This window comes from Rahnella sp. BIGb0236 (genome assembly GCF_004364755.1).
Taxonomy (GTDB): domain Bacteria; phylum Pseudomonadota; class Gammaproteobacteria; order Enterobacterales; family Enterobacteriaceae; genus Rahnella; species Rahnella victoriana.
In genome coordinates this window covers 1-23,696 of record NZ_SOAO01000020.1, presented here as the reverse complement: position 1 = coordinate 23,696, position 23,696 = coordinate 1, and the positions used below count along the sequence as shown (strand labels likewise).

Genomic DNA, 23,696 nt, shown 5'->3' with positions numbered 1-23,696 from the left:
CCTGATTTATTTACTTAATCCATTGCCGAAAACTTGAGTCGGGTATGACCTTGAAGACGGTGCGAAATAAGACGGTGGGGAAATACCAGTACAGGACGTTATAGAGCCACATACTGCCCTTCCCTCTTTTCGCGCTGTGAATACAAAACCAAATCAGCACCGCTAACCCCATTCCAAATAATGCTTTGTGCGCTAACAACCCCCATACTAAGACGGGGATGGAGGGAATAGCTTCATCAAATGGCAATCCGAGAAAGCGGCGCTGTTCACTCAATGTTTTCGGGAAACGGTATTTATCAAGATTGTTTCCCGTATTCATTTTTAATCTCTATTAAGCTGCCAGACCGAACCCGATAGTGGTAAACACGATAACGACCGCAATACCAAACAGCATGAACATATTTTTGGTTTTGATATATGTGATGATACCGACGATTACTTCTGCCAAAATAATCCAAGTGGCAATGGCAGAATTCGCACCGAAGGTATCCGTTACAGTTCCCTTACCCGCAGCCATTAAGTCATCAGCCAACGCATTACCTGAAAAGAACATCAGCGCCGCAATGGCAGGAATAACGCCACCGGCAGCTTTGAGGGCCTGATTCATTTCGGTAAAAGCAGATTTTACTTTTTTGAAGACAGAGATACCCTTTGCCTTGATAGACAATTCCATAATTTACTCCATGTAAAATTTAAAATAAGGGTTTCCGGGTAACAGAGTTACGCCGCTACAACACTATCGGGGAAATAGTGCTGTAACTCCGACTCGGTTATTTTGTGCTGATTCGGTTACCCACAAAGGCAATACCTTCAAAGTTTGCCAGATGATCGATGAGTCTGACGGTAGCTTCTTTTGTCTTAGAGCGCTGAGCAAGCCTGGCAGCTTCGGTAAGGCGGCGGTTAAGTTCAGCATCTATCTTCAGGACTAAAGTAACCCCCTCATTAACGGGTTTGTTATAGACAAATTTTTCCATGTGAATATTTTCCTTACGTGTTGTATTAGTCTGGCGATGCAATGCATTAATGATACGTATTGAGCGACTTTTGAAAATAGGTATAAAGTACCTATATACAGAATAAAATTGAAGTGATACAGGGGGAAAGGTTAGGGTTTAAAAAACTCAAATAAAACTTAGGGTTATGTTTTCTATGAGATACAGGTACAAAAAAACCGACTTTAAATATTCACTAGAAAAAATTTAAAATCGGTCATATTTTGTTGTTACATAAGCATATGATCTTGTAATCTGACAGGTATATAGTTAAGCAGGTCACATTTTTGGCAGAAAATCATAAACTCTGAAGAGCCTGTAACACCAACCCTTTTATAGATCTGAGCTACATGATTATTTATAGTTTTGGGTGATATCGAAAGGATATTCGCTATCTCAGCATTCGTATAATGTTGCTGCAGGAAATAGATAACTTCCCATTGTCTCTCTGTAAAGATATCAGCAGGGCAATTACCTTTAATCTTCACAGCAAATTTACCTTTAGAAAACATATTAAGTGAAAAAATAAACTCTCTGCGACCATGAAGGCAAAATCCGCAAACAGAGCCATTGGGCAGGTAAATAGGATGTTTATCAAAGTAAAGGTAAGTCGTTTTTCCTGTACATCTGTTTGAAACTTTCAAAATAAAGTTAGCTTGATCAAAGACAGACTCAGACAATGAGTATTTATTCCCTGATACGATAACTGCAACAACATTACTTCGGGCAGAGATCATCAAGTCTTCGTCTGATTTTCCCAAAACAGAAGTTCCAGCGGGGACATCTAGAATGTCTAAATAAGCATCATTCGCATAAAAAAACAGCCCGCCACTATCCTTTACGCACCAGGGTTCACCACTCATTCCCCATAACATATGCCACGCACGAATTTGCTCATGCGAAAGTGATTGAGATCCACTTGCGGGATCATTAATATAACCGTCAGCCATGACAGCCTCCAACTCAGGTTGTTTTTTGGTCAGTTGGTAATAGAGGTTGCAGCCTCTGTTACCAACGCTAACTTCCATATTACTTAAGCCTTTAATATACCCTTTATTAATCTATTTACCAACGTATATAAACTGGTTATTTACTTTAAATCAGAATATATAACTGTATATTGCTTTGCTTAGAAATAGTTCCAATTACAATAGTTGGAAATATCTTAATCATCATCTTCTTCGCCAGAGAAAAAGTTTGCCATAACTGCATCTGATGCATTTTTAATTTGGCCAGCAATAAGTGTTAGATTAGAAAGAGCATCCTGTCCCTTAACCTCTACATTCTGTGTACTAATCGCTAAGAGCTTTTGGCAAACCAGATTACTTTTGACGACATTATCGAGAAGAATCTTATTAAACTCAATCTGATTAAACCCGTTGGCCTTACGTTCATGCTGCAATTCATATACACGAATGCCTAGCTCGATAATCATTGCCGTAGTGTTAGAGATGTTAGCCTCATCCTTTGATGCACCTTCACTCCTTTTGATCTTAACAATATCGCTAAGCTTCATTTCAATGTCATTACTAACGAAAGTCTGAATCCTTGGCATTTACTTTTTCCTTATTTCGAAAGAATGGTTGCTGTACTCTATTGTCGAGTATACAGATCTACCACGCAAGAATTATTATACTCCCCCCTATACTTTCACGAAGAGTATACTCTAGAGTAGAGCCGCATGAATTTCCCGTCCCGTAAGGGTATAGTATCTAGCAACTCTATACAGAGTATTACTAGAGTATATAAAGAGTACTTATATACTCGTCTAAAAATCTTATAACGAAATATAGAAAACCAATTTCTAAGCAATTTACTGGTTTAAAAGGAAAATCAGGCAAGATGAAATCTTGCGAGGGGTGTGAGTCTTTTGGTTAGAGGAGCAGGCATTTCTATACTGTCGCTTTTTCCGGACTTGTGAATAACCGCGCTTGGCATTTCCTGGCAAAAATGTGAGGATGTAGCAGGGTCTAAGCTAAAGGGAATTATAATGCTAAGGATTGTCACCTGGCTTTGTTTCATGTTCACGTTCGCCGCCAATGCCTCAGATTGTTTTGATGCAGCAGGCAGGGACTATCATATTGACTCGGACCTCCTGCGAGCTGTCGCTTTTCGTGAATCATCGATGGACTCACAGGCGATGAATATCATTAGCCAGGATAAATACGCTGTAGGTAAAATGCAGATCCACTCTCAGAATTTTTCGCACCTCTCACGCTTTGGTATTACGCCGCAAAAACTGTACACGGATGAATGCATGAACATTTACACGGGCGCCTATTATCTCGCGATCGCTTTCAAGCGCTGGGGAGTGAGTTGGGAGTCTGTCGGAGCATATAATGCAGGCTTCTCTCAAAAACCTGAACAGAAGGCTAAGCGTTTTAAGTACGGAAAAGAAGTCCACACAATCTACATGAATATAAAAATGCAAAAGACAATTCATTAGTCAGAAAATTGGCAACGACTTATCCACATATCCAAATGAGGACAGCAAGGTTATTTTACCTTTCAAACTCCGGTGAAATAGCCGCAGCGCATTTTAACCTGTTCAGGGTTAAAATGACTGATTGTGGGTATGTGGGTAAGTCGTTCTAATCAGGGCGCCCCCTGGGGCAGCGGGAAGATGGAAAGTGTTTTATTTCCATCGGGGCGGGCGGGGAATAAAATGTGAACCGCTCAATGCGGTAAGCATTTTACCGGCGCGTACAAAAATTTTCAGGGCGGCATAACACCGCCCTTCTCTCTTATTCTATCCCTGCTAGAGTCTCATGTATTTTAGACTGTAAGCCGTGATGGAAAATCTCACGCTTTTCTGACCACAGCTTCCCCGTTATGAAATCTTCGGTTGTCGGTAAAACTTCAAATTTCAAATCATAGGCAGAAATTATTTTGTCGATCGCTTTTCCGATCATTGCGTCTGAATACGAACGCTTAGCACTCGGATATTGTGCGCTGCCAAAAACCATATTAAACGGCGTTTCTTTGGATACGTAGATATCTTCCATTCCGTTGAAATAACCATCCTTGTATTTGTCGATGATGGCTTTCACTTGTTCCAGCGTCGGGCCATCCGTCCAGTTAACATCCACAGAACCATAATGTCTATTTCGGACAGAAAATTTTATGCCTTTAAACTGTTTAAGTTCTTTGCGAATATTTTTAGCCGCCAGCTTACCGCTGCTGCAACTTCCTTGTTCAAGATGTGCATATTCCGGCGCAGTCTTTAAACGTTGAATTTCTGCTAAAAATGCACGGGCATTCTTTTCTTCTTCAATCTTTTCTTTGTCTGCACACTCTTCTGCATTTACAAGTAGTCTGCTGATTTTATCGGCGCTGACCACTTCGTCTAAAATTTCCCACTGCACGCCACGCAAAATACACTCCGGCAAACGTTTACTGTATCTCCCGCAGAGATAAACAATATCAAATTCAGCATTACCGCCGCTGACCATAACGCCGCCGCCCATTTCTTCTATGGTGTCCGGCTTTTGTTCACCGCGGATCTGATATACCACGCCACGCCCCAATGAATACAGGTTCGTTGTTACCACAGTACCCACGACAATCTGTGACTGATTTTTTTTATTCTGAGGCAATGAACATAATGAAATCATGTTGTGCTAGTCCTTTTATGATAGAGGAAGTCTCTCCCCGAAATAAATGAAGGTTTGAATGTCTGCTTATGCGGTGGCGTTTTCTCTGTCCCTGTAATACTTTTCATGCGTTAAAAAATCGGCCAGTTCACTGCGGGCATATTCCACGGCGCGTGCGCCTTTCATCTCATATAAACTGATGGCCATCTTCTGTGCCTGGATCCAGAAACAGGCGATATCCCATAAAATTTTCGGCTTCTTACAAGACCAGTCTGTCACGCCGTATAACCGGACGTTTTCAGCCAGTTGAAGCACTAACATGCTGACTTCTTCCTCCTCTTCCTCTGGTGACAGCTGGAGATTCCATAAACCGACCAGACGTAATAACAACGACTGTTGATCGGCAATCACGTTGTAGATTTTGACCTGTGAAAATCTTTCGGGCGTTTTTCTTGTGGCGGTTTTGACGTTGACGTTATGTGTGTGCATCCGGGTTCTCTCCTTAAGGTGAAAAATCATCTAACGGTCTGTTATCTCGCGGCAGGGGCAACGGAGTAACGGCGCAGGCAGACAACAAGGGGCGGAGACAAAAGTTTTACGAGTAACTAGGAAAAGTTTTGGCGGAGTGCATTTCACCCCTTGTAGGCTGACCAGACGGTGCTACGTTCAGCCACCCGCGCGATAACAAGCCGTGATGAACACACTGAACCAGACGGATGAATACACCCGACGCGGCGGCACGCCGTGGCGTCCTTAGCGCCGGTGGCTTTATCACCGGCAGTGATAGCGGCGCGGCCATTGGCCGCTGCAAGCCGGAGTTGCCGTTGCGTCAGGGATGGGCGCCCGCAGGGCAGAGACAGCCTGCTGGCTCTGTTCACGACCAGCCCGCCCGCAGGGGACGCCCGGACAAAACAGAGATAACCAGGAAGAAAGAACATTCAGAAAATAAGCAGGTGTAGTAAGAGGATGAGGATCAATAAAAAAAGGAAGATTACGGCAGGGAATATCACCCGGGTTAAAGCAAAGCGCTGAAGAGGTAAATAGAACAAAATGCGGGAGAGCCGCCGCGGCGTAGCCGCAGCAGTGACCTGCAAGAGCTTTTCGCGCGGCCAAAATATGGCGGAGAATTCCCCGCCAGCGCACCGGCCTACACTCTTGCAGGCAACATCGACGGATAATAACGGGCAACAATCTCATTCATCCGGTCTACCAGCTCAGGCCGGTTAAATGTGATATGCGCCGTACCCTTTTTGAAATACCGCAGGGAAAAATATTCCCCTTCGTAGGCATTGCCGGAAAAACCTTCCCGCTGGTAGTGGTCGCTGAACTTCGCCCCTTCGGAAATCCGATGATCCGGCACGTTCCGCCCTTCCAGCAGATAGAAAACTTTCGCCAGATCGTCGAGCGTTGAACGCCCTGAAATCGAAAAGGTGATATAGCCGCTGCTGTAAGTATTAAACAGGCGCGACACGATGATTTTTTTCCCAAATTTGCACGGGTTATTTGTCCGGTAATCCCATGACAGCGAGCGGAACACGTCAATCACGCCCTGTTCGAACGTGTCATTTTTGTGGGTATGCAACTGATCAAACGTTGCCAGCACCGTATCCAGCGTGATTTCCGGCATGTCTTCACCGTCTGTCTGCCTGTCCCATTCGTCACGCTGCTTACCGCTCATCAACGTAAACATGCCGGTTTCACTCATCAGCCGGTGCCAGATTTTGCCGTCTACGCTCTTTTTGATGGCCTTTTCTGCCCGCTCCGGTTGGTCTGCCCAGCTCACCGCATCCTTCACGCAGACTTCAAAACCATAGAGATACTCCCCGCCGGTGGCGGCTAACAGCAACTTGCGGGCAGAGTTAAGCTTGTCCAGCGCTTCGGCGTACTGTTTCAGGCCGTTTTCCCGCAGGGCAAGAATACGGTCAATCGCCACGGACGGGATCACCTCCCCCGCCCGCTGTCCGTTGATTTCCAAATCGGCTAACGCACTAATCTGTCCGTTTAGCATGATTTTTCCTCCGTATCCCGCTGGCGGGCTGTAAATATAAAGCCGCTGTCCGTGACCTCAATCGCCAGATCCGCCCTGCCGGTCATCAGGGCATCCAGCATTTCTGGCTGCAAATTTACGCTTTCCCACATGTCGCCATTACCCAGTACGCTATCAATCGCGTCAAAATGCGCCCCTGCGTCGTCCCATAAATCCGGATCAAATCCTTCTGCATAACAGATGTTGCGTTTTTTCCGGATAAAGGTTGCGGTTGACGCTGTCAGGTAAATGCCGTCATCAGCCAGAAACCACAACTCACACGCATTTTTCTTCACGTCCTGAATAACCGGCATCAGCGTCTCAGCTTTAAAAATCAGTTTGTTCGGCATTGTTCACCTCTTGAAAGTCAGTAAATTGCCGCCCCGCGGGGCGGCAAGGCCATCAGGCGTAAGCCCGTTTTAACTCCAGCGAGCGCAATACCTGCCCGAGTTCACTGACTCGCATGGCGGGCACCCTGACGGACTGGCGTTTACGATGGCATTTCACGATGTGACGCCCCAATGCCTTGAGCGGTACGGTGATGTCCTGACTGTTGAGCGGTTCCCGCACAATGCGCAGGTGCTTTTTTGCCGTCTCAGACTTTACAAATGGCGCGGACGATGCAATTATCTGTGCGTCGATATTCATAGTGTTAACTCCAATCGGATATTGATAGCCGGTCTAGCTTTCCAAGGGATAAACCGGCACGAGAGAGCAGACGAAAGTCTGCTTTTTTCATTTCTGGCACGTCTCTTCCTTACTTAACACCTCCTTAGTGATCCGGCGGATAATCGCCTCATGCAGCATGGTTGCCTTATCGCGGAACGTGAAATAACGCTCCCCAATCTTGGCGTAAATGTCCGTGACGTCTCCGCACACCATTTCAGCCAGTTTGAATGACTCACAGTGTGCGTCCCCTTGCCAATCTTTCGGGTACATCAGCGCAATCGCGTCCATAAATACCGTCAGGGTGATTTCTGACACGTCCGTATAGGCGATTTTTTCACACTGCTGCCAGTAGGCCGCCTCCGCCGCTGCGTTCCATTCAAACCGGTTTTCTCCCGCGCTGCCGGTGGTGATTTCAGATGTATACATGGTGTTTCTCCTTGGTTGTGATGACGGGACGATCCCGCCATTCGTACTACACTTCTGTTGATCCAACCCATGAAGCGCCTAAATAGGCTTCTGAGCCTTCACCACTATCATCCGGCTGAACAGTGGTTAACAGGTCATGCGTCCAGCCGTCCTGTGGTGCTTTTTGTCGCAATATCTCAATCCCGCCGAGCGTCCTGATAATCAGGGGGTCATGCCGAACCGGCGTTAAAATATCCGGCTCCCCTTCTCTCTGGTCGGTGATGTATGTGATCATTGTTTTTCCTTATTCCTGCTCTGCAGCAATCTCAGCCATTACTTCACGGTAAGCCGCCTGACTGCGTTCTTCCTGCGCCCACGTCAGCGTGATCCCTTTGCGGTCTGCCGCGCCGATAAATACCGGACGGTCTTTCATCGGCAGGCGGCACAGGTGATCTAATGCACTGCTGATAAGGCGCGATTCGTAAATCTCGTAATGCAACCCGCAACCTGCATGTGCCTGCACTTCGAGACGGGAAATAACCACATCGGCACGAACCACATCAAAAGGATGGGAAGATGAAATGTCGGAAATAAAGCCGTCCATGCGCAGAGACGTGGTTTGCCCACATCTTTCAGTAGATTCAGGAGCGGCGGTGTTGACGTTTTGTGTGTTCATTCTGGTGGTTCCCCTTCAGTGGTTAGTCCATCTCTCAGTGAGTTCTTTCGCGGCAAGGGCAACGGAGTACCAACGCAGGCAGGCAACAAGGGGCGGAGACAACAGTTTTACGAGGGACGAGGAAAAGTTTTGGCGAAGTGCATTTCACCCCTTGGGGAATGACCAGGCGGTGCTACGTTAAAGCCCGAAGCGGAAGGGCTGGCTGAGTGATGGCACACAGACGGCCCGGCGAGAATGAACGCACCCGACACGACGCAAGGCGTGGCGACCTTAGCGCCGGTGGCTTCATCACCGGCAGTTCATGCGGCGCGGCCACTGGCCGCTGCAAGCTGGGGTTGCGTCAGGGATGGAAGCCCGCCAGGGCAGAGACAGCTTGCTGACTCTGTTCACGACAGCCTGTTCCCGCAGGGAGACGCCCGACAGAGAAGAGTTATTGAAAACCGAATGATGACGGTGAGAAAGAAAAGACAGAAGATGAGCAAAAGGAGATATAAAGAAAGTCGTCAGATACTAATGAATTAGAACGAACAAGATAATATGCACAGGGGGGATAGATGAAAGTGGAAGAACAGCGGCGGCGTAGCCGCAGCAGTATTTCTGTAAAGTTTTCTGTTGCTAAGTACTGGCAGGACAAACCTGCCAGATTCAGGATAGTAGCCGTTTTTCTGCATCAGAATAGGCCTCTTCCTTTTCACGCTTACCGATGGCAATGACAAAAATGATTATTTCCTGGTCTATCACCTGATAAATCAGCCGAAAACCAGATGTCCTCAGCTTAATTTTATAACAATCTCTAAGTTCGCCATGCAATTTGTTAGCCTCGATCCTCGGGCTTTCCTGCAACTTTTTAAGCTTCTTTCTGAATTGCTCCCTGATGGCTCCATCAAGCTTCTTCCACTCTTTTAAAGCCCGTGCATCAAACTCAATCTCAAATCTCATCAATATTTACCCGAATACGGGCAGCAGGGTGCGCCATGCGCTCCTTAACAATTTTAATGATGTCTTCATCATTATCGCTCTCAGCCACCACCACAGACACGGCAGAAAATGGCAATTTCTCATTATCGACGACGTACTGGAGTAACTGCCGCATAGCATCAGACGGGTTGATGCCTAACTTTTTTAACACTTGTGTAGCTTCTTGCTTTAAATTCTCTTCTACGCGGATCTGCATTGTGCTCATAGGGAAGTCCTTTGTTGTAATGACAAATGTAGTGCTAATTTTAGTGTGGTGACAAATGTAATGCAACTATCGCTAATTTAATATTCGAGGGGAGTGAGCCCGCTATAATGTTTAATTACATCTTAAGGTCGCTGAGAGTGTACAAATAACGACAGCGGGAATATCGCCATATCGTTCACTTCCGGTGATTGTGTAGCTGGTTCGGCAACATCTGTTCATCGAGTCGCTGCAAGGCAGCCGGACGTTCTGTCAGCTCGCAGCCCATCTCATCAAGGATCGCCCACAGCGGCTGACCTGAGAAAAACCCCCTTACCTGCACACCGGTAAAACGCCCGCCCCACGCCGCTAACATATCCGTCAGGTCATCGTCATATATGCCCCGCTTTTCCTGCCGTTTGTACCATACCTCCAGCCCTGTCGGGGTCACGAATGCCAGCTCAATTTCTGCCTGTGCCACCGCAGTCTGATAGCGCCTGCGCTTTTGAAGGCGTTCCTTATTCTGTTTTTTTTCCCTGCGGCTGTAGCTGACATCCCAGCGGCGGTGCTGACGTTCACTCAGGCGATAGCCGGTTTGAGGAAAATACTGGCTGACGGCACAGCCCGACAGCGGCAGCGGGCAAACGTCACCACGACTTTCAACCAGTTTATCGAGCGCCGCCAGATAGCGTTCTTTCGGTTCACCGGCCCGGTTTTTCGGGCAGTAATTTGCTGCAGCGCGGCTCACGTCGCTGGCAGTAATGCGCCCCGCTTTACCGCCGCGCAGCTGCTTAAGCAATGCGACCGCATACGGGTACTGACCCCGCCGACGCCTACCGTCCTCCACATCAATGATGGCCTGCAGCGCAGCAGCCTGAAACGGGTTCACGGGCACTAACGAAAGGTGACGAGGGATCATACTGCACCCCCAGTTTTTCGCAGCGCTGCAGCCAGTTGCTCAGGGGTGTTCAGTCCGGTGGCAACCAGCGTTTCTAGTGTGCGCAGGGCATCAAAAATCAGCGCAGGCTCAAACGTTTCGCTGCAGCAAAGCCACGCCACCGATACCCCGCCGTCAAAAGGCAGGCTCACCTGCCAGTAAGGCACATCGTCGCTGCTGCTGGTCAGGCAAACCACGACCTGCGGGTGAGATTTCAGGGTCAGCCTGATATTTACCGGCGCACCGGTACCAAACTCGCAGCGGTGCTCCATGTCGCACAGCCAGTTATCGGACAGGTGCAGCTGGTGGACAACGCCACGGCTCAGGTCGCTACGAGAAGCCTCACCGCGCTCTGCGTACTGCTCCAGTTCACTGCCGTTCATCGTGTGTAACTCGGCAAACGATAATTCATTCAATCGGGTCATGTCGTTACTGCCGCCCCTTGCGAAGCGGCATCTCCTGTCAGGCGGCAATGTTGTCAGATTCAGAGGCGTTTGCGGTGGCTTCTGCGCCGGTTTCAGGCTCTCCGGCATCAGTCGCAGTGACCGCGTCACTTTCCGGTAACGCGATTGGGGCAGTGACCGGCAGCAGACAGTCAGGTACCCAGCTGGTCAGCAGGATTTTCTCTTCAGCCAGTTCAGCCGCATCGGCTTTCTTCATCTTAAGAACGTCGCGCGATGCACCGCCCAGACCTGCCTGAGACAGGCTGTCAGAAATCTGCTCTTTGCTGATACGCCCGAAGAAATTCGCCTTGGTCGGCATCCACCAGTCACGCAACGTGAAACCCAGCAGGTTTTCCACCGGCTCGAGGTCTTTACCCGCCTTGCCGTCTTTGTCGCTCAGGCGTTCTGATGCACCGTCCAGCGTTCTGGCAAGGCAATAACCCATCACGTTAATCAGCGCCTGCGTATCCCATGTCAGCAGCCAGTCCCAGCTTGTATGCCAGTCCTGTGGCAGCAGTTTCTGCCACGCATCGTGCATTGCGTTGAGATGCTGGATGGCCAGACCGTCGGCAGACGTGGGCGCATTGTCGAGCATCAGGCCGGTTTTGGCATGCAGGGTCACCTTGAGGGTTGAGAAGGTATAAGACCGGTGATCGAAGGTTGACTTTAGGCAGTCATGGACAAAAATCACGAGTGCCATCTGCGGTTGTTCTGCCAGCGCAGCCTGTACTGCCAGCGTTCTTTCGCTGGAGAGGCTTTTGGCCAGCACCGCCGACAACGCTTTCCCCTGCGGCTGCTCTGTCGCGTCAGAACCACCTTCGGTGCGGATGCTGGCAATGGTGTGGTCCACACCGGATTTTTTATCGACTTCAGGGATATCGCTTCGCAGCATCACGCCACGGCGCACGCTAATAACGTTACCACGCAGGGAAGCCACCACCCCGCCGTTAGCACGCACATCGTCAGTCCATGCACGGTTCTCAGCGTTTTGTTCGATGGCAGACATTTCGGCCTGACAGGCGTCAGCGGCCTGTTCCAGCGCGTCGTGGTCTGCGTCTTCAGCATCGTCCTGCTCCGATAACGTCTCCAGCTGCTTATCCAGCACATCAAACCGCGCACTTTCCTCGGGGGTCAGTTCACTGTGAGGCAGGTTGAGTAACAGGTATTTTTGCGCATCATCGCCGTAGGTGCTGATGCCGTCAGTGCGTCCCTCTGACCACTTCCAGCCCTCTGCCTGTGCGATACTTCCCGCGACTTCAGTGAGTTTCTGGCGGGTTAAAGTGTCGAGAAGGACGGTATCGCTGATAAATCCTTCGTCCGTGAACAAGTCAAAGCGGAACCCGCCCCCGGCCTGTTCGTAAACCTCCCGACCGACAAACTCTAACAGACAGTGACCTTCCGCAGAGACTTCGCCTCTGAGCACCGCCTCACGCAACTCTTTCGGGTTGCGATAATAACCATAGGCATTTTTCCAGACGTCCAGCTGACGTTCGTGGTCTTCAGAGGCAGACAGCGCCTGCAGCTGATCGACGTTGATTTTGTCTTCAGCCAGCTCAGTCAGGAGTGCCGGAGCCATCCCCGCAAGGCGCAGGAATTTCTGGACGTGTTGGGTGCTGTACCCCATCAGGCCACCGATTTCTGCTGCCGTTTTGCCGCTGGCACTGATGCGGGCGAACGCCATAATCTGGTCAGCCGGATGCATGCTTTCGTGCTGGAAGTTCTCGATGGCTGAAACCACCTCTGCCACGTCATCGCTGACGGTTTTCACCGGCACGGCGTAATCCGGTGCGATCGCCCCCTCGTTCAGCAGGATACTCAGCGCACGAAAACGGCGTCCACCGGCGGCGGCACCCAGCTGGCCATCAGGCAGGCGGTGAACAATAAGGTTATGCAACACGCCCACGGCTCTGATGCTGCCGGCCAGTTCCTGCAATTTTGCCGCATCCGGCTCTGCTTTACGCACATTCAGCGGAGACAGAGACAGCTGGCTGAACGGCACCATCTCGACCGGCGTATTCGCCAGCGCCTGCTCAACGGCCTCGGTAACGGCGGTATTTTTAGGACGTTTTGTGGATTTACTCGCTTTAGAAACTGCTTTAGACTCGGCTACTGACATAATTGATACCTCGTAAGTTTTGATTTTGTCTGCCGGACGTTTTCCCCGTCCGGCACCTCACTTCACTGCCTTACTGCTTTCTCACACCACATCTGATGATGTATCTGTTAAGACCAGCCCCTGCTTCAGGCTCAAAATCCCACGCCCGCCACACCATCTGCCGGTCAATGCGAACGACAAGGCGAAAATGCGTGCCCTGATCGTCCTCGATCGCGATATTCTCGTAAGCATCTGCAAAGGCTTCAGCCTGTTGGCGGGTAAAAGTGTCTTCCGGCAGCAGAACGTGATCGTGGTTTTCCATAACTCGGTACTCCTTGTGATACCCCGCAAATACGGGGCGGTTAATGTCTAAGGTCATCTTCAGAACGGGATATCATCGTCAAAATCAACCGGCGGGAATTCTCCCCCCTGCGGTGCGGATTGCTGCGCCGGTGCCGTTTTGGTGGATTTTTTGCCGCGCGTGGCTTTTGCTGGTTTCGGGTCAACGGCAGGCTCACCGGAATGAGACGGCGCATTTGCCGGTGCCAGTGAACCCGCTGCGTCACCCGACTGACGGTTGCCCTGTGCGCTGCCCAGCATCTGCATCGTGCCGTTTGCCTTGACCACAATTTCCGTGGTGTAACGGTCGATGCCCTGCGCGTCCTGCCATTTGCGGGTCTGCAACTGACCTTCGATGTAGACTTTTGCGCCCTTGGTCAGGTATTCACCGGCTATCTCAGCAAGCTTTCCGAACACGACCACACGGTGCCACTCGGTTCTTTCGCGCTGCTCGCCGGTGGCTTTGTCACGCCAGTTTTCGGACGTGGCCAGCGTCAGACTGGCGACCGCGCCGCCGTTTGGCATGTAACGGATTTCCGGTGCCTGACCTAAATTACCCACGATGATGACTTTGTTAATTCCACGTTCTGCCATGATGACTCTCCTTATCTTTCAGGGCTTTTAGCCCATATCTTCGGTAAGATTCGCTTTGTCGCGACCTTGACGTTTTGTGGTATCCGGCTGGATTTCTGGCTGGGTGTTACCACATCTCCAGTTGAGTTCCTCCGCCGCAAGGGCGTAAAAAAACACCGACGAGGGCGAACGTCCGGGGCGAACACGAAAGTTTTCGGAGGTACGCGGAAAAGTTTTGGGGGCGTTTATTTACCCTGGACGGACGACAGCGGCTGTGTTTTGGTCAGCCCCGGCGAGAGGGGCTTAACTGGAGAGACGGCACCATAGATGGACGTAGCGGATACCACCGCAACGACGACGAGCGGCAGCGAATCGCCGTTGCCCGACAGCGGCCTGCTGCTTTACCGCAGGCCAGTGAAGCGGCGCGGCCGTTGGCCGCTGTAAGCGTGGTTTTGCGTCAGGATGGAAGCCCGAAGGGCAGAGACAGGCAGCCTGACTCTGTTCACGACAGCCGTGCCGAAGGTGACGCCCTGCCCCTGATTTTCCGAAACTGCAATTTACTTATATATGTATATGAATGAAACTCTGTTCAAAAAGAACCAACCTCAGCAATGCCTATCGCGCCGTTTACTGTTATTCACTAAGAATCCTCATGCATTATTTGAACGCATTTTATTCTCTCAGCAAAACACCACAGAGAACTTAAAAAATGTTAAATAGTAAATATGAAGTGTGAATTATAAATTATGAAGTGCTACGTAATACAGAAAGCTATACTTTTAATCATAAATAATAATTATGAAATAGTAAGTATTATCATTCATTAACACGTTTACCATGGTCATGAGCTCTACCTCACGCGCACGCCCAAGTCCCCCGTCATAGAATCAACCCGACACCACGCATTAATCACATGCATGAATTATGAATTGTGAATTCATAAATAACACTTTTGAACTTTTAATACCTCTCTATCAGCATGATTGCATAGACACTCGACTTCGCAATGTCTCCCATGCTGTTCTCTATGGATAAGTATCCTTTCAAGCTAATGGTAAATGTCACTTAGGAGTTAGGAGTTAGGAGTTAGGAGTTAGGAAGTATGATGTAATAATTCATATTGCATAGGTATGAATTGTGGATAGTGTATAAACAATAAAAAATTGGTGAAGTAACAACTAATACTTCACACTTATGTGTTGTGACATACGCCCTGAGTAAATCATACAAAGACGGGCATGCCTTCAACGTTTTTCGGAGAAGTGCAGTAATCGATAGGATGTTTCACTTATGAAGTGTGAGATATGAGGTATGAGGTATGAGGTATGAAACATCATTTATTCAGTAATGTAGTTTGTTATGCCTTAACTTAAAAATCACATCTCACATTTCATACTTGGTATTTCACAAATAATCTAAGCCATAGGAGGACAGTGTTAAGTGTGATTTATTACTTGATATTTATTACCTAATAATGATTAAACCCACTCAGAAATGAATCCGATACCTTGGATTTAGAGCGTTCTTGAAACGTTGGGCTCAATGGGAGACGTTGGAAAGGAGAGAAGGCAGTAAGGAACACGGTGGCTAAGGAAATGTTTGAGATTGGTGAAAACGGCATTGGTAGCCGCTTGGTTACCAATGCTGCTTGGTATCAAACCTTTTTAAGGTAAGTATCCAGGGCATCACGAATGATTGCACTTACGCTTTTCGGGCTAATACCATTACGCTTATTATGCAGGGCAAGATCTTCAATCTCTCGCAGCGTGTTCTGAGGTAAAGAGATAGTTGTCCTAGTCAGAATTTCCTGAGCAGGTTCAGCAACAACTTTTTCGTCACCATAAGGTCGGTCGGCCAGTCTGTTAGCAAGAGCATCAGCTTCAGCTTCTGTTACGACTCGGCGATTTGAAAATGGGGGTTTCTTTAAGGCCATTAAAATACCTCATTCAGCAATGCCAGAACTTCTGCCTTGGCTTTTTCGTTAGATGTCTCGAGTACTGATTTACCTTCTGACATAACATCACGGTAAACCTTTCGGTAACATGCTGTGGCGGTCAAAGGAATGAGCCCTTCAAACTCACGCACATACTCCAGAAACTCATGTCGTTCGTTACCCTGCAACAGCGGGTTAGTCGTCGCCATACTTTGATAGCAGTAGGCCTTAAGCTCAGGATTCAAATCGCGCATACTTTCAAGCTGCTGCTGCAGTTCAACCATAGTATCCAGGTCTAACTGTGAACACTGGTGGGGCGCGATAATCTGATGGGCAACGGTACCCCCCGTGATCAACTCCCGGCTGTTGCGTCCCGCGACGTCCACGATGACATGAGCAAACTTTTCATCCAGGCTTCTCAGCGTTTGGGAAATGTTGTCTCGTTTTTCAATCAGGGTAATGGATGGAGTGATACCTGAGGCTTCGCGCTCTGCATACCATCTGGAAGCGGAACGCTGAACATCAGCATCGACAAGACAAACGTCCTCTCCACGAAGAGCCAGACCAACTGCCAGATTGATGGCCGTTGTTGTTTTGGCAGCACCGCCTTTATTGCATCCAATAATCGTGATCATTTGTCACCTGTGATATCGAAAGTAGCATTTCCTAAATGATAACTCATAAAATATATATGTGAAGTATTATCGAGTAATTATTATGTATGAAGTAATACTTATTCATATAGCTTGCTTCTTCAATAAACAATAGTTACGGCGTAACTTCGCAACCGAGAAAAATTAAGACTTTATAAACATGCAGTTAACTATAAACCAATTGCCGACCTAAGCCCTGACCGCATACTGTGGGCTTATAGAAAATTAAGTCGAACCGCGAGATTCTAACCTGAACATTGCCGGCAGAGAGTACTTCCCAGCATCAAGTTCTACATTTCATCAACAAGATCCCTCCGTATGCATGCGTAAGAAATACCTCTTCCATTTAATCCCCCATGACTCCATCAGTAAGAAATAGCTCCGTCATATTCCAGAAATATTTAAACTAAGCCAGAAGATGCGTTGGGAACTGGACGAGTAGGGGGCAAAATTTTTGTTTCCTTGCTGATCAGGAGCCTAAGACTTTTCTAGGCATAAGCTCTTCACAAGCTAGAGAACCCATGATTATACTGTATGCATAAACAGTATTTAGTGAGTATCAATCATGAATGTCTTTTACCCAACACCTGAGCCTTTGAAGCTGCTGACCCCTTTCTTTCAAGATAAAGTTCAGGCTGGATTTCCCTCGCCGGCTCAGGATTATATTGAGAAGGGCATTGATTTAAACGAGCTCTGTATAAATCATCCGGCCGCTACTTATTTCGTGATGGCCACAGGGATGAGTATGGTTGATGCGGGTATTTACGAAGGTTCGATGCTTGTTGTGGACAGGAGCCTGCAGGCAAAGCACGGCGATATCATCATTGCTTCACTTGCAGGTGAATACACTGTTAAGCGCCTCTGCTTACACCCGGTTGTTCAGCTGGTGCCAATGAATCCGGACTTTCCTCCCATCGTGTTGCATGACGGTGGAGATGAACTGGAAGTGTTTGGCGTGGTGACTTTCAGCATCAACGGATTTCAGTAATGTTCGCCCTGGCTGATGTAAACAGTTTTTATGCGAGCTGTGAAACTGTTTTCAGGCCTGACCTGAAAGGAAGACCTGTCGTGGTTTTAAGCAACAACGATGGTTGCGTAATTGCCCGCAGCGCCGAAGCAAAAAAACTCGGTATCAAGATGGGCGATCCGTTCTTCAAGATGCGGGCGCTTTTCGAGCAGCATAAGATCGTGACATTCAGCAGTAACTACGCGCTCTATGCAGATATGAGCACACGGGTAATGACGGTGTTAGAGGAGATGTCTCCGGCTGTAGAAATATACAGCATTGATGAGGCATTCATGAATTTGCAGGGAGTCAGTAACTGCAAGGATCTGGAGGAGTTCGGAAGGGAAGTGCGAGCCAAAGTTCTCCAGTGGACTGGACTCACTGTAGGTGTCGGCATTGCACCCACCAAAACTTTAGCAAAATTAGCCAATTACAGCGCAAAAAAATGGACAAAGACGGGTGGCGTTGTTGACCTTTCGCTGGTGGCACGTCAACGAAAACTGATGGCACTCGTTGAAGTCGGGGAAGTCTGGGGTGTTGGACGCAGGATTTCGAAAAAGTTAAATGATATGGGGATTAAAACTGCCCTGCAGCTTGCAGATACCCCAACTCCCCTGATCCGCAAGAACTTCAATATTGTGCTTGAACGTACGGTAAGGGAGCTCCGTGGAGAACCGTGTTTAGAACTGGAAGAGTTCGCACCGACCAAACAACAAATCGTTTGCTCAAGGTCATTCGGTGATCGCGTATCAGAATACGATCTGATGCGCGAAGCGATATGTAGTCATGCCGTGAGGGCTGCAGAGAAACTCCGGGGTGAGCATCAATACTGCCGGCATATCTCTGCATTCATCAAAACAAGTCCTTTTGCTGTGAATGAAGTCTATTACGGTAAAACGGCGGGAACCAAGCTTCAGATACCTACTCAGGACAGCAGGGATATCGTGGCTGCGGCAACTAAATGTCTGGATGCAATCTGGCAAGATGGCCATCGCTTTCAGAAATGCGGCGTGATGCTGGGGGATTTTTACAGTCAGGGTGTCGCCCAGTTCGGTCTTTTCGACGAGTACCAGCCGCGATCAAATAGTGAGCAGCTCATGGCGGTTCTCGATGGAATCAATCATAGCGGGAAAGGGCGGGTGTGGTTCGCTGGCCAGGGCATGCAAAAATCCTGGGAAATGAAGCGTCAAATGCTCTCTCCAGCTTATACAACACGCTTCAGTGACCTCATGCGAGTGAAAATTTAAATCAGTGGATCACTTATAGGCACAATCAGTTCGGAACCATTATTTCTTATGCTACCAACTTCCTTAGTCACCGGATGCCATTGAAATGCAAAAGGGGGTTCCGATTGCATCTGCGCTATCTCAAGAGCGCGCTGCGGGGAAGTATCGCTGTCTAACCATTCCAGCGCATCTGAAGGATCTAATACCAATGGCCGGCGGTCATGGATATCCAGTAGCCCTTCGTCGCTCGCAGTTGTGACGATAACAAAGCCATCATCATCCGGGACCTCTAAGGCATCAGGGTGAAAACGACTTATCGCAGCAAAAAATAAGGGAGAATGTGATTTATGGTAGAGGAAGTAAGGTTGTTTAATTTTCGGATCAGCCGGGTCTTTTTTCCATTCATACCAGCCATCGGCCATCACTAACACGCGTCCATGTTCGAACAGGGGTCTGAACATCCTGCTCGTTGCCACTGTCTCTATACGCGCGTTAATCATCGGTGGTCGCTTTGATTCTTTTGCCCAGGCGGGCTGATAGCCCCATTTAACAGGATCGATAAAGATTTTATCATCGCGTTGATTGAGTATGAGCACGCGAGTCCCGGGAGCGACGTTATAACGGCCAATAGGGATGTCATCGATGCCGCCTGCGAATTCTCTGTCAGGGGAAAGCACATCGACATAGTGAGAACGCGGTTCGTACTGGGTAAATCGTCCACACATAAAGAACCCTCAGTTAGAATTCTAAGTATAGACGGTACACATGCTGAGAGGATTTCAAATAGCGGCACTGCTAAGCGCCCAAAATAGTGGATTAAACCGTTTTGAGGATAAGTGCCAGCACACAGTGCCTAAGAGATCTCATAAGGAGTGTTTCACGAGTATCACAGCAGAAGTGACAGTGTCTCAAATCCCCCCTACAACAATCGCTTACCTACAGTTAGGCATTTTACACATCCACTATAGAGAGCATTCTCTTTGAGTGGGCATATATCCACTATGGTAAGTACCAACCACTACAGCGAGTGATATCCACTAGAGTGAGTAGAAAACCACTGTAGTCAGTAACGACCACTATGATGAGTATTAACCACTACAGAGAGCAAATAGCGACAGATCGTAATAAGTTAGTGATCACTGACTCAGCGACTATATAGGATTGCGGGTTAGTGACTACTAGGGGGGTAATGTCGAAATAAGTAAATAACCACTACAGTGAGTAGAGATTACTGACGACAGTGGTTAGCTGAATTTTATAATGCCCAGCTTGCTGTTTGCAGTGGATAGTCTGCTCACTACAGTGGTTGGCTTGCTTACCACAGTGGTTAAGGAAAAAGCCTGCTATCAACTTTCAGCAGACTTTCGGCTTCAGGGAATGACAGGGGAATGAAACTATTTCTTAGCCTGGCGAAGTTGTTCAAGCAACTCAAGCTCTTCTTTGGTCAGCATAACCATCTCACGCGGCGCTGCCGAATCGCTATCCTTCTCAGCGGGGACATCAATGATATGTTCATCGTCCAGGACATCATAGACATCGTCACCAATACCCGTAGGGATCTGAGCCGGTCTCAATTTTGGCCGCCTATAGTGGATACAGAAGTATACGGCTTTGCCACGTTTTACCTCCGTATAATCGAGATAGCCGATAGCCTTAAGTTGTTCCATCGCCTTACGAACAGTTGCGTTCTGTGTGATGGCTCGTGATGTCAGATTAAGACGAGCACGCAGGCGGGACATAGAAATCGGAGCGGGATCTGTCGGAAGACTTTCGATGAACGTATAGAGAGCCTGAGCAGACTCTTTGCGGGAGAGTTCATTGATGGCACGAAGCTGGAGAAGAACTTTTTTATCGAACTGGTACAGTTCAAAAATCTTCGGATCTGCCTGCAGCTCTACGGCGTCCTTCTTCGGGCTGTATTTTGCTGACTGAACAAGGTGAGTAACGTAATAGTCCCCCTCTTTGTTCGAAAAAGACAAGGTGTTAGTTGCGATACGCTCAAGAGAGGCTTCCAGACGCGCCCTGAGCTTCGCTGAGGAGCGTGCTGAGGGAATGCCACATAATTTAGCGAACTCAACGAAAGGCAGGTATACAGAGTCTCCCAGGACCTTATGCTTGGCAAAAGCATGGATGATCCCAACCCAGGTCTTGAAATCGTTGTCCATATCAAGCCGTGCACCGGTGATCTTAATGTTCTCATATCCTTCAGACTTCACGATCGAAAGCTGCTTAAGCTCAGAAGTGACATCCATTGAGTTCATCTGACCCTTACGGCCTCGAGCAGTAGACTTCAAGGTGGGTACAAATAAGCCCAACCGCATCAATGCTACAGGCTGAACAGTGTTATTGCTGTTAGGAACCAGAGTAACAAGTTCACCCGTTCGCTTATCGGTTTCAGAGAAAGCCTTCGCTATCTCTATGTTTTTAGGCTCATTTTCAGACATTATCAGCTCTCACAAGGAATGTGGATAAGAGACTCGTAATACACAATACAGTGGATACTAACACTCACTATAGCGGTTTTACCACAGATCATAGTGGTTAGTTTGCTTTTCACAGTGGTTGTTTTACTGACTACAGCGGTTAACGATCTTCATTTTTGCCAGATAAGACAAGGCCTGCAGAGGACCGGGGATCTCTTCGGGTCTTATAGGTTCTATAAGGATCTTATTATTGGATCGAAGAATAGGATAACTTTAAAAACAGAGCGTTAAGTTTGTCGATAAAGATCCACTGGGCGATCATAACTGAGAACCCACTTTGTGATTAAACTGTGAGCATTATTTTGACCATATCAATCATCTTGAGGATTGTTTCTAAGTTTCATCGATTTATCGGAATCATTTTGCAAGAACACCACCCACAGCTCGATTTATGATTTACTCACTGTAGTGGTTTTGACTCCCTCACCAGCGAAGTTAGTTTACCTTGTATAGTGGTTGTTATGCTCTATATAGAGGTTAGTTTACTTCTCATAGTGGTTAGCAATGTCGATTAAACCCTTATAGGACGTGGCTTACAGGGGATCGGGGATCTCTTTTGATCTATTAGATGATCTATATAGGATCTTATTATTGGATCTAACCTGTGGAAAAGTGGATAACATATGAATAAAGAAAAGCGCTCACAGGTTGAATCAATTAGTTAAGTACTAAAGCAAATCCATACCCAAAAACTGATCCAGACAGAAACAGGAATGTAATCTGGTTAAAATTCACCTTAAACTGTTAGTGACCTGCCCCCAGGATTAGATACAACGCTCACTTAGTAATGTCGGATCCTTCACTATCAGAATTACCCTTTCTCCAACCCGCCGCAAATTCAGACGGCGTCTGATAATTCAGCGTGGAGTACGGGCGGCACTCGTTATAATCCTGACGCCATTCACTGATGGTTTTCCTGGCATGACTGACGTCGCCGAACCAGTGTTCATTCAGGCATTCATCGCGAAAGCGTCCGTTAAAACTCTCAATAAATCCGTTCTGTGTCGGCTTGCCGGGCTGGATAAGCCGCAGTTCCACGCCATGCTCATAAGCCCACTGGTCAAGTGCTCTACAGGTAAATTCCGGCCCCTGGTCAGTTCTTATCGTAGCCGGATAGCCGCGAAACAGCGCAATGCTGTCAAGAATACGCGTGACCTGCACTCCTGAAATCCCAAAGGCAACAGTGACAGTCAGGCATTCCTTTGTGAAGTCATCGACGCAGGTAAGGCACTTGATCCTGCGACCGGTGGCCAGTGCATCCATGACGAAATCCATCGACCAGGTCAGATTGGGCGCTGCCGGGCGGAGCAGCGGCAAACGTTCTGTTGCCAGCCCTTTACGACGTCGTCTGCGTTTTACGCCCAGCCCGCTCAGATGATAAAGGCGGTACACGCGCTTGTGATTAACATGAAGCCCTTCACGGCGCAGTAACTGCCAGATGCGGCGGTAGCCAAAACGCCTGCGCTCCAGTGCCAGCTCAGTGATGCGCCCAGATAAATGCGCATCAGCCGCCGGACGCTGAGCCTCATAGCGGCAGGTCGACAGGCATAAATCTGTGAGCCTGCAGGCACGACGTTGCGACAGACCCGTTGTATCACACATCAACACCACAGCTTCCCGCTTCTGGTCTGTCGTCAGTACTTTCGCCCCAGAGCCACCTGAAGCGCCTCCTTATCAAGCATGGCTTCGGCAAGCAGCTTCTTGAGTCTGGCGTTCTCTTCTTCAAGCGACTTCAGACGCTTAACCTCGGGCACCTTCATACCGCCATACTTCTTACGCCAAGTGTAAAACGTGGCATCGGAAATGGCGTGCTTGCGGCAGAGTTCACGGGCGGATACGCCGGCTTCAGCATCGCGGAGAATACTGATGATCTGTTGGCCGGAAAAACGCTTCTTCATGGGGATGTCCTCATGTGGCTTATGAAGACATTACTAACATCGGGGTGTACTAATAAACGGGGAGCAGGTCAATGAAGTGGAATACTAAATCTGGCCACCTGAATAGAGGTGATATCATCGCCTCATAGTCAAAACAGGTGACATTATGACCGGACGTAACAGACGTAATTTTAGCCCCGAGTTTCGCCTCGAAGCTGCCCAGTTTGTACTCGATCAGCACTACACCGTTGCCGCCGCTGCAACGGCAATGAATGTCGGTAAATCCACGATGGATAAATGGGTTCGCCAGCTTAAAGAAGAGCGCGCAGGGAAATCCCCAAAGGCCTCTCCGATGACGCCTGAGCAACTTCGCATTCGTGAATTAGAAAAACGACTGCAACGTGTTGAAATGGAAAACGATATATTAAAAAAGGCTACCGCGCTCTTGATGTCAGACTCCCTGAACAATTCTCGTTAGTTGAGAAACTCAGGACGCGGTTTCCTGTTGCCTTTATTTGCAATGTGTTCGGGATCCATCGCAGTAGCTATCGGTACTGGCTAAGCCGACCGCAGAAACCTGATGCAAAACACATCATTATACTAAGCCTGGT

29 protein-coding genes and 1 pseudogene are annotated in these 23,696 nt (G+C 48.2%); 5 read left to right on the top strand and 25 right to left on the bottom strand.

Going from position 1 to position 23,696, the window contains the following annotated elements; genetic code table 11:
• Positions 1-10: 10 nt before the first annotated feature.
• The 5 genes from traL to traM all read right to left on the bottom strand — a co-directional run bounded on the left by traL (position 11) and on the right by traM (position 2,547).
• The gene (gene traL, locus EDF78_RS24360; RefSeq protein ID WP_101079588.1) at positions 11-319 is read right to left on the bottom strand and encodes a type IV conjugative transfer system protein TraL; all 309 of its coding nucleotides are present in this window, start codon (positions 317-319) and stop codon (positions 11-13) included.
• A 12-nt stretch (positions 320-331) separates the two neighbouring features.
• A complete protein-coding gene (locus tag EDF78_RS24355; RefSeq protein WP_133824120.1) occupies positions 332-673 on the bottom strand; it encodes a type IV conjugative transfer system pilin TraA in 342 nt (113 codons plus the stop codon).
• A gap of 97 nt (positions 674-770) precedes the next feature.
• A complete protein-coding gene (locus EDF78_RS24350) occupies positions 771-974 on the bottom strand; it encodes a TraY domain-containing protein (RefSeq protein WP_133824119.1) in 204 nt (67 codons plus the stop codon).
• Positions 975-1,222: 248 nt separating this feature from the next.
• A complete protein-coding gene (locus EDF78_RS24345; RefSeq protein ID WP_133824118.1) occupies positions 1,223-2,020 on the bottom strand; it encodes a helix-turn-helix transcriptional regulator in 798 nt (265 codons plus the stop codon).
• A 137-nt stretch (positions 2,021-2,157) separates the two neighbouring features.
• The gene (traM, locus tag EDF78_RS24340; protein WP_133824117.1) at positions 2,158-2,547 is read right to left on the bottom strand and encodes a conjugal transfer relaxosome DNA-binding protein TraM; all 390 of its coding nucleotides are present in this window, start codon (positions 2,545-2,547) and stop codon (positions 2,158-2,160) included.
• A gap of 435 nt (positions 2,548-2,982) precedes the next feature.
• Between traM and EDF78_RS24335 the strand changes: the two genes are divergently transcribed.
• On the top strand, positions 2,983-3,438 hold the full coding sequence (locus EDF78_RS24335; RefSeq protein ID WP_133824116.1) for a transglycosylase SLT domain-containing protein: 456 nt from the start codon (positions 2,983-2,985) through the stop codon (positions 3,436-3,438).
• A 298-nt stretch (positions 3,439-3,736) separates the two neighbouring features.
• Here the strand turns inward: EDF78_RS24335 and EDF78_RS24330 are convergent, their stop codons facing one another.
• Together EDF78_RS24330 and EDF78_RS24325 are read right to left on the bottom strand one after the other, a co-directional pair.
• A complete protein-coding gene (locus EDF78_RS24330; protein WP_133824115.1) occupies positions 3,737-4,606 on the bottom strand; it encodes an LPD29 domain-containing protein in 870 nt (289 codons plus the stop codon).
• Between the two features lie 66 nt (positions 4,607-4,672).
• Positions 4,673-5,074 (bottom strand): hypothetical protein, encoded by a 402-nt coding sequence (locus EDF78_RS24325; protein ID WP_133824114.1) that lies wholly within the window; start codon positions 5,072-5,074, stop codon positions 4,673-4,675.
• Positions 5,075-5,301: 227 nt separating this feature from the next.
• Between EDF78_RS24325 and EDF78_RS24320 the strand changes: the two genes are divergently transcribed.
• Positions 5,302-5,544, top strand: coding sequence for a hypothetical protein (locus EDF78_RS24320; protein WP_133824113.1), 243 nt, complete (start codon positions 5,302-5,304; stop codon positions 5,542-5,544).
• A 188-nt stretch (positions 5,545-5,732) separates the two neighbouring features.
• On the opposite strand, the gene EDF78_RS24315 is transcribed toward EDF78_RS24320, so the two are convergent.
• The 15 genes from EDF78_RS24315 to EDF78_RS24245 all read right to left on the bottom strand — a co-directional run bounded on the left by EDF78_RS24315 (position 5,733) and on the right by EDF78_RS24245 (position 16,475).
• Entirely contained in the window at positions 5,733-6,593 is an 861-nt protein-coding gene (locus EDF78_RS24315; RefSeq protein ID WP_133824112.1) for a DUF4942 domain-containing protein, read from the bottom strand.
• Positions 6,587-6,961, bottom strand: a complete 375-nt coding sequence (locus EDF78_RS24310) for a DUF3085 domain-containing protein (RefSeq protein WP_133824111.1) — start codon at positions 6,959-6,961, stop codon at positions 6,587-6,589. The genes EDF78_RS24315 and EDF78_RS24310 overlap by 7 nt, the downstream gene beginning before the upstream one ends.
• 52 nt (positions 6,962-7,013) lie before the next feature.
• Complete coding sequence (locus EDF78_RS24305; RefSeq protein ID WP_133824110.1) at positions 7,014-7,259, bottom strand: hypothetical protein; 246 nt, start codon at positions 7,257-7,259, stop codon at positions 7,014-7,016.
• 87 nt (positions 7,260-7,346) lie between these two features.
• Complete coding sequence (locus EDF78_RS24300; protein ID WP_133824109.1) at positions 7,347-7,706, bottom strand: hypothetical protein; 360 nt, start codon at positions 7,704-7,706, stop codon at positions 7,347-7,349.
• 46 nt (positions 7,707-7,752) lie between these two features.
• Positions 7,753-7,980, bottom strand: a complete 228-nt coding sequence (locus EDF78_RS24295; RefSeq protein ID WP_101079569.1) for a hypothetical protein — start codon at positions 7,978-7,980, stop codon at positions 7,753-7,755.
• A 9-nt stretch (positions 7,981-7,989) separates the two neighbouring features.
• Complete coding sequence (locus tag EDF78_RS24290; RefSeq protein WP_133824108.1) at positions 7,990-8,361, bottom strand: hypothetical protein; 372 nt, start codon at positions 8,359-8,361, stop codon at positions 7,990-7,992.
• Between the two features lie 645 nt (positions 8,362-9,006).
• On the bottom strand, positions 9,007-9,300 hold the full coding sequence (locus tag EDF78_RS24285; protein ID WP_133824107.1) for a type II toxin-antitoxin system RelE/ParE family toxin: 294 nt from the start codon (positions 9,298-9,300) through the stop codon (positions 9,007-9,009).
• Complete coding sequence (locus EDF78_RS24280) at positions 9,290-9,544, bottom strand: type II toxin-antitoxin system RelB/DinJ family antitoxin (protein ID WP_133824106.1); 255 nt, start codon at positions 9,542-9,544, stop codon at positions 9,290-9,292. The genes EDF78_RS24285 and EDF78_RS24280 overlap by 11 nt, the downstream gene beginning before the upstream one ends.
• A 175-nt stretch (positions 9,545-9,719) precedes the next feature.
• Positions 9,720-10,439, bottom strand: coding sequence for a plasmid SOS inhibition protein A (locus EDF78_RS24275; RefSeq protein ID WP_133824105.1), 720 nt, complete (start codon positions 10,437-10,439; stop codon positions 9,720-9,722).
• Positions 10,436-10,882, bottom strand: coding sequence for a conjugation system SOS inhibitor PsiB family protein (locus EDF78_RS24270; RefSeq protein ID WP_166654497.1), 447 nt, complete (start codon positions 10,880-10,882; stop codon positions 10,436-10,438). Before EDF78_RS24270 ends, EDF78_RS24275 begins: the two co-directional genes overlap by 4 nt.
• Before the next feature lie 37 nt (positions 10,883-10,919).
• Positions 10,920-13,016 carry a ParB/RepB/Spo0J family partition protein gene (locus EDF78_RS24265; RefSeq protein WP_133824103.1) on the bottom strand — a complete coding sequence of 699 codons (2,097 nt, stop codon included), beginning with the start codon at positions 13,014-13,016 and terminating at the stop codon, positions 10,920-10,922.
• 70 nt (positions 13,017-13,086) lie between these two features.
• On the bottom strand, positions 13,087-13,317 hold the full coding sequence (locus EDF78_RS24260) for a DUF905 family protein (protein WP_133824102.1): 231 nt from the start codon (positions 13,315-13,317) through the stop codon (positions 13,087-13,089).
• Positions 13,318-13,376: 59 nt separating this feature from the next.
• On the bottom strand, positions 13,377-13,928 hold the full coding sequence (ssb, locus tag EDF78_RS24255) for a single-stranded DNA-binding protein (protein ID WP_133824101.1): 552 nt from the start codon (positions 13,926-13,928) through the stop codon (positions 13,377-13,379).
• Positions 13,929-15,561: 1,633 nt separating this feature from the next.
• Positions 15,562-15,840, bottom strand: a complete 279-nt coding sequence (locus EDF78_RS24250) for a ribbon-helix-helix domain-containing protein (RefSeq protein WP_120509974.1) — start codon at positions 15,838-15,840, stop codon at positions 15,562-15,564.
• Positions 15,840-16,475: an AAA family ATPase gene (locus tag EDF78_RS24245; protein ID WP_120509973.1), complete on the bottom strand. Its 636-nt coding sequence runs from the start codon at positions 16,473-16,475 to the stop codon at positions 15,840-15,842. The genes EDF78_RS24250 and EDF78_RS24245 overlap by 1 nt, the downstream gene beginning before the upstream one ends.
• Before the next feature lie 583 nt (positions 16,476-17,058).
• Between EDF78_RS24245 and umuD the strand changes: the two genes are divergently transcribed.
• Positions 17,059-17,481: a translesion error-prone DNA polymerase V autoproteolytic subunit gene (gene umuD / locus EDF78_RS24240; protein WP_101079546.1), complete on the top strand. Its 423-nt coding sequence runs from the start codon at positions 17,059-17,061 to the stop codon at positions 17,479-17,481.
• Entirely contained in the window at positions 17,481-18,746 is a 1,266-nt protein-coding gene (locus EDF78_RS24235; RefSeq protein WP_133824100.1) for a Y-family DNA polymerase, read from the top strand. The genes umuD and EDF78_RS24235 overlap by 1 nt, the downstream gene beginning before the upstream one ends.
• Here EDF78_RS24235 and EDF78_RS24230 read toward each other — a convergent pair.
• The 3 genes from EDF78_RS24230 to EDF78_RS24220 form a co-directional block, all read right to left on the bottom strand.
• Positions 18,743-19,450 (bottom strand): SOS response-associated peptidase family protein, encoded by a 708-nt coding sequence (locus EDF78_RS24230; protein ID WP_133824099.1) that lies wholly within the window; start codon positions 19,448-19,450, stop codon positions 18,743-18,745. The two genes, EDF78_RS24235 and EDF78_RS24230, sit on opposite strands and share 4 nt — an antisense overlap.
• A 669-nt stretch (positions 19,451-20,119) precedes the next feature.
• On the bottom strand, positions 20,120-21,169 hold the full coding sequence (locus EDF78_RS24225) for a RepB family plasmid replication initiator protein (RefSeq protein ID WP_101079540.1): 1,050 nt from the start codon (positions 21,167-21,169) through the stop codon (positions 20,120-20,122).
• 816 nt (positions 21,170-21,985) lie between these two features.
• Positions 21,986-23,106, bottom strand: a protein-coding gene (locus EDF78_RS24220; RefSeq protein ID WP_133824098.1) for an IS3 family transposase whose coding sequence is annotated in 2 segments (ribosomal slippage) — positions 21,986-22,848 and positions 22,848-23,106 — 1,122 coding nt in all. Because the reading frame shifts where the segments join, the coding sequence is not laid out codon by codon here.
• Between the two features lie 145 nt (positions 23,107-23,251).
• Between EDF78_RS24220 and EDF78_RS24215 the strand changes: the two are divergent.
• Positions 23,252-23,696: pseudogene (locus tag EDF78_RS24215) on the top strand (transposase); the annotation flags it as partial.

Excerpts from the sequence above, each read along its gene's own strand:
- traL (WP_101079588.1), bottom strand. The coding sequence starts at position 319 with ATGAATACGGGAAACAATCTTGATAAATACCGTTTCCCGAAAACATTG.
- EDF78_RS24355 (WP_133824120.1), bottom strand. The coding sequence starts at position 673 with ATGGAATTGTCTATCAAGGCAAAGGGTATCTCTGTCTTCAAAAAAGTA.
- EDF78_RS24350 (WP_133824119.1), bottom strand. The coding sequence starts at position 974 with ATGGAAAAATTTGTCTATAACAAACCCGTTAATGAGGGGGTTACTTTA.
- EDF78_RS24345 (WP_133824118.1), bottom strand. The coding sequence starts at position 2,020 with ATGGAAGTTAGCGTTGGTAACAGAGGCTGCAACCTCTATTACCAACTG.
- traM (WP_133824117.1), bottom strand. The coding sequence starts at position 2,547 with ATGCCAAGGATTCAGACTTTCGTTAGTAATGACATTGAAATGAAGCTT.
- EDF78_RS24335 (WP_133824116.1), top strand. The coding sequence starts at position 2,983 with ATGCTAAGGATTGTCACCTGGCTTTGTTTCATGTTCACGTTCGCCGCC.
- EDF78_RS24330 (WP_133824115.1), bottom strand. The coding sequence starts at position 4,606 with ATGATTTCATTATGTTCATTGCCTCAGAATAAAAAAAATCAGTCACAG.
- EDF78_RS24325 (WP_133824114.1), bottom strand. The coding sequence starts at position 5,074 with ATGCACACACATAACGTCAACGTCAAAACCGCCACAAGAAAAACGCCC.
- EDF78_RS24320 (WP_133824113.1), top strand. The coding sequence starts at position 5,302 with ATGAATACACCCGACGCGGCGGCACGCCGTGGCGTCCTTAGCGCCGGT.
- EDF78_RS24315 (WP_133824112.1), bottom strand. The coding sequence starts at position 6,593 with ATGCTAAACGGACAGATTAGTGCGTTAGCCGATTTGGAAATCAACGGA.
- EDF78_RS24310 (WP_133824111.1), bottom strand. The coding sequence starts at position 6,961 with ATGCCGAACAAACTGATTTTTAAAGCTGAGACGCTGATGCCGGTTATT.
- EDF78_RS24305 (WP_133824110.1), bottom strand. The coding sequence starts at position 7,259 with ATGAATATCGACGCACAGATAATTGCATCGTCCGCGCCATTTGTAAAG.
- EDF78_RS24300 (WP_133824109.1), bottom strand. The coding sequence starts at position 7,706 with ATGTATACATCTGAAATCACCACCGGCAGCGCGGGAGAAAACCGGTTT.
- EDF78_RS24295 (WP_101079569.1), bottom strand. The coding sequence starts at position 7,980 with ATGATCACATACATCACCGACCAGAGAGAAGGGGAGCCGGATATTTTA.
- EDF78_RS24290 (WP_133824108.1), bottom strand. The coding sequence starts at position 8,361 with ATGAACACACAAAACGTCAACACCGCCGCTCCTGAATCTACTGAAAGA.
- EDF78_RS24285 (WP_133824107.1), bottom strand. The coding sequence starts at position 9,300 with ATGAGATTTGAGATTGAGTTTGATGCACGGGCTTTAAAAGAGTGGAAG.
- EDF78_RS24280 (WP_133824106.1), bottom strand. The coding sequence starts at position 9,544 with ATGAGCACAATGCAGATCCGCGTAGAAGAGAATTTAAAGCAAGAAGCT.
- EDF78_RS24275 (WP_133824105.1), bottom strand. The coding sequence starts at position 10,439 with ATGATCCCTCGTCACCTTTCGTTAGTGCCCGTGAACCCGTTTCAGGCT.
- EDF78_RS24270 (WP_166654497.1), bottom strand. The coding sequence starts at position 10,882 with ATGACCCGATTGAATGAATTATCGTTTGCCGAGTTACACACGATGAAC.
- EDF78_RS24265 (WP_133824103.1), bottom strand. The coding sequence starts at position 13,016 with ATGTCAGTAGCCGAGTCTAAAGCAGTTTCTAAAGCGAGTAAATCCACA.
- EDF78_RS24260 (WP_133824102.1), bottom strand. The coding sequence starts at position 13,317 with ATGGAAAACCACGATCACGTTCTGCTGCCGGAAGACACTTTTACCCGC.
- ssb (WP_133824101.1), bottom strand. The coding sequence starts at position 13,928 with ATGGCAGAACGTGGAATTAACAAAGTCATCATCGTGGGTAATTTAGGT.
- EDF78_RS24250 (WP_120509974.1), bottom strand. The coding sequence starts at position 15,840 with ATGGCCTTAAAGAAACCCCCATTTTCAAATCGCCGAGTCGTAACAGAA.
- EDF78_RS24245 (WP_120509973.1), bottom strand. The coding sequence starts at position 16,475 with ATGATCACGATTATTGGATGCAATAAAGGCGGTGCTGCCAAAACAACA.
- umuD (WP_101079546.1), top strand. The coding sequence starts at position 17,059 with ATGAATGTCTTTTACCCAACACCTGAGCCTTTGAAGCTGCTGACCCCT.
- EDF78_RS24235 (WP_133824100.1), top strand. The coding sequence starts at position 17,481 with ATGTTCGCCCTGGCTGATGTAAACAGTTTTTATGCGAGCTGTGAAACT.
- EDF78_RS24230 (WP_133824099.1), bottom strand. The coding sequence starts at position 19,450 with ATGTGTGGACGATTTACCCAGTACGAACCGCGTTCTCACTATGTCGAT.
- EDF78_RS24225 (WP_101079540.1), bottom strand. The coding sequence starts at position 21,169 with ATGTCTGAAAATGAGCCTAAAAACATAGAGATAGCGAAGGCTTTCTCT.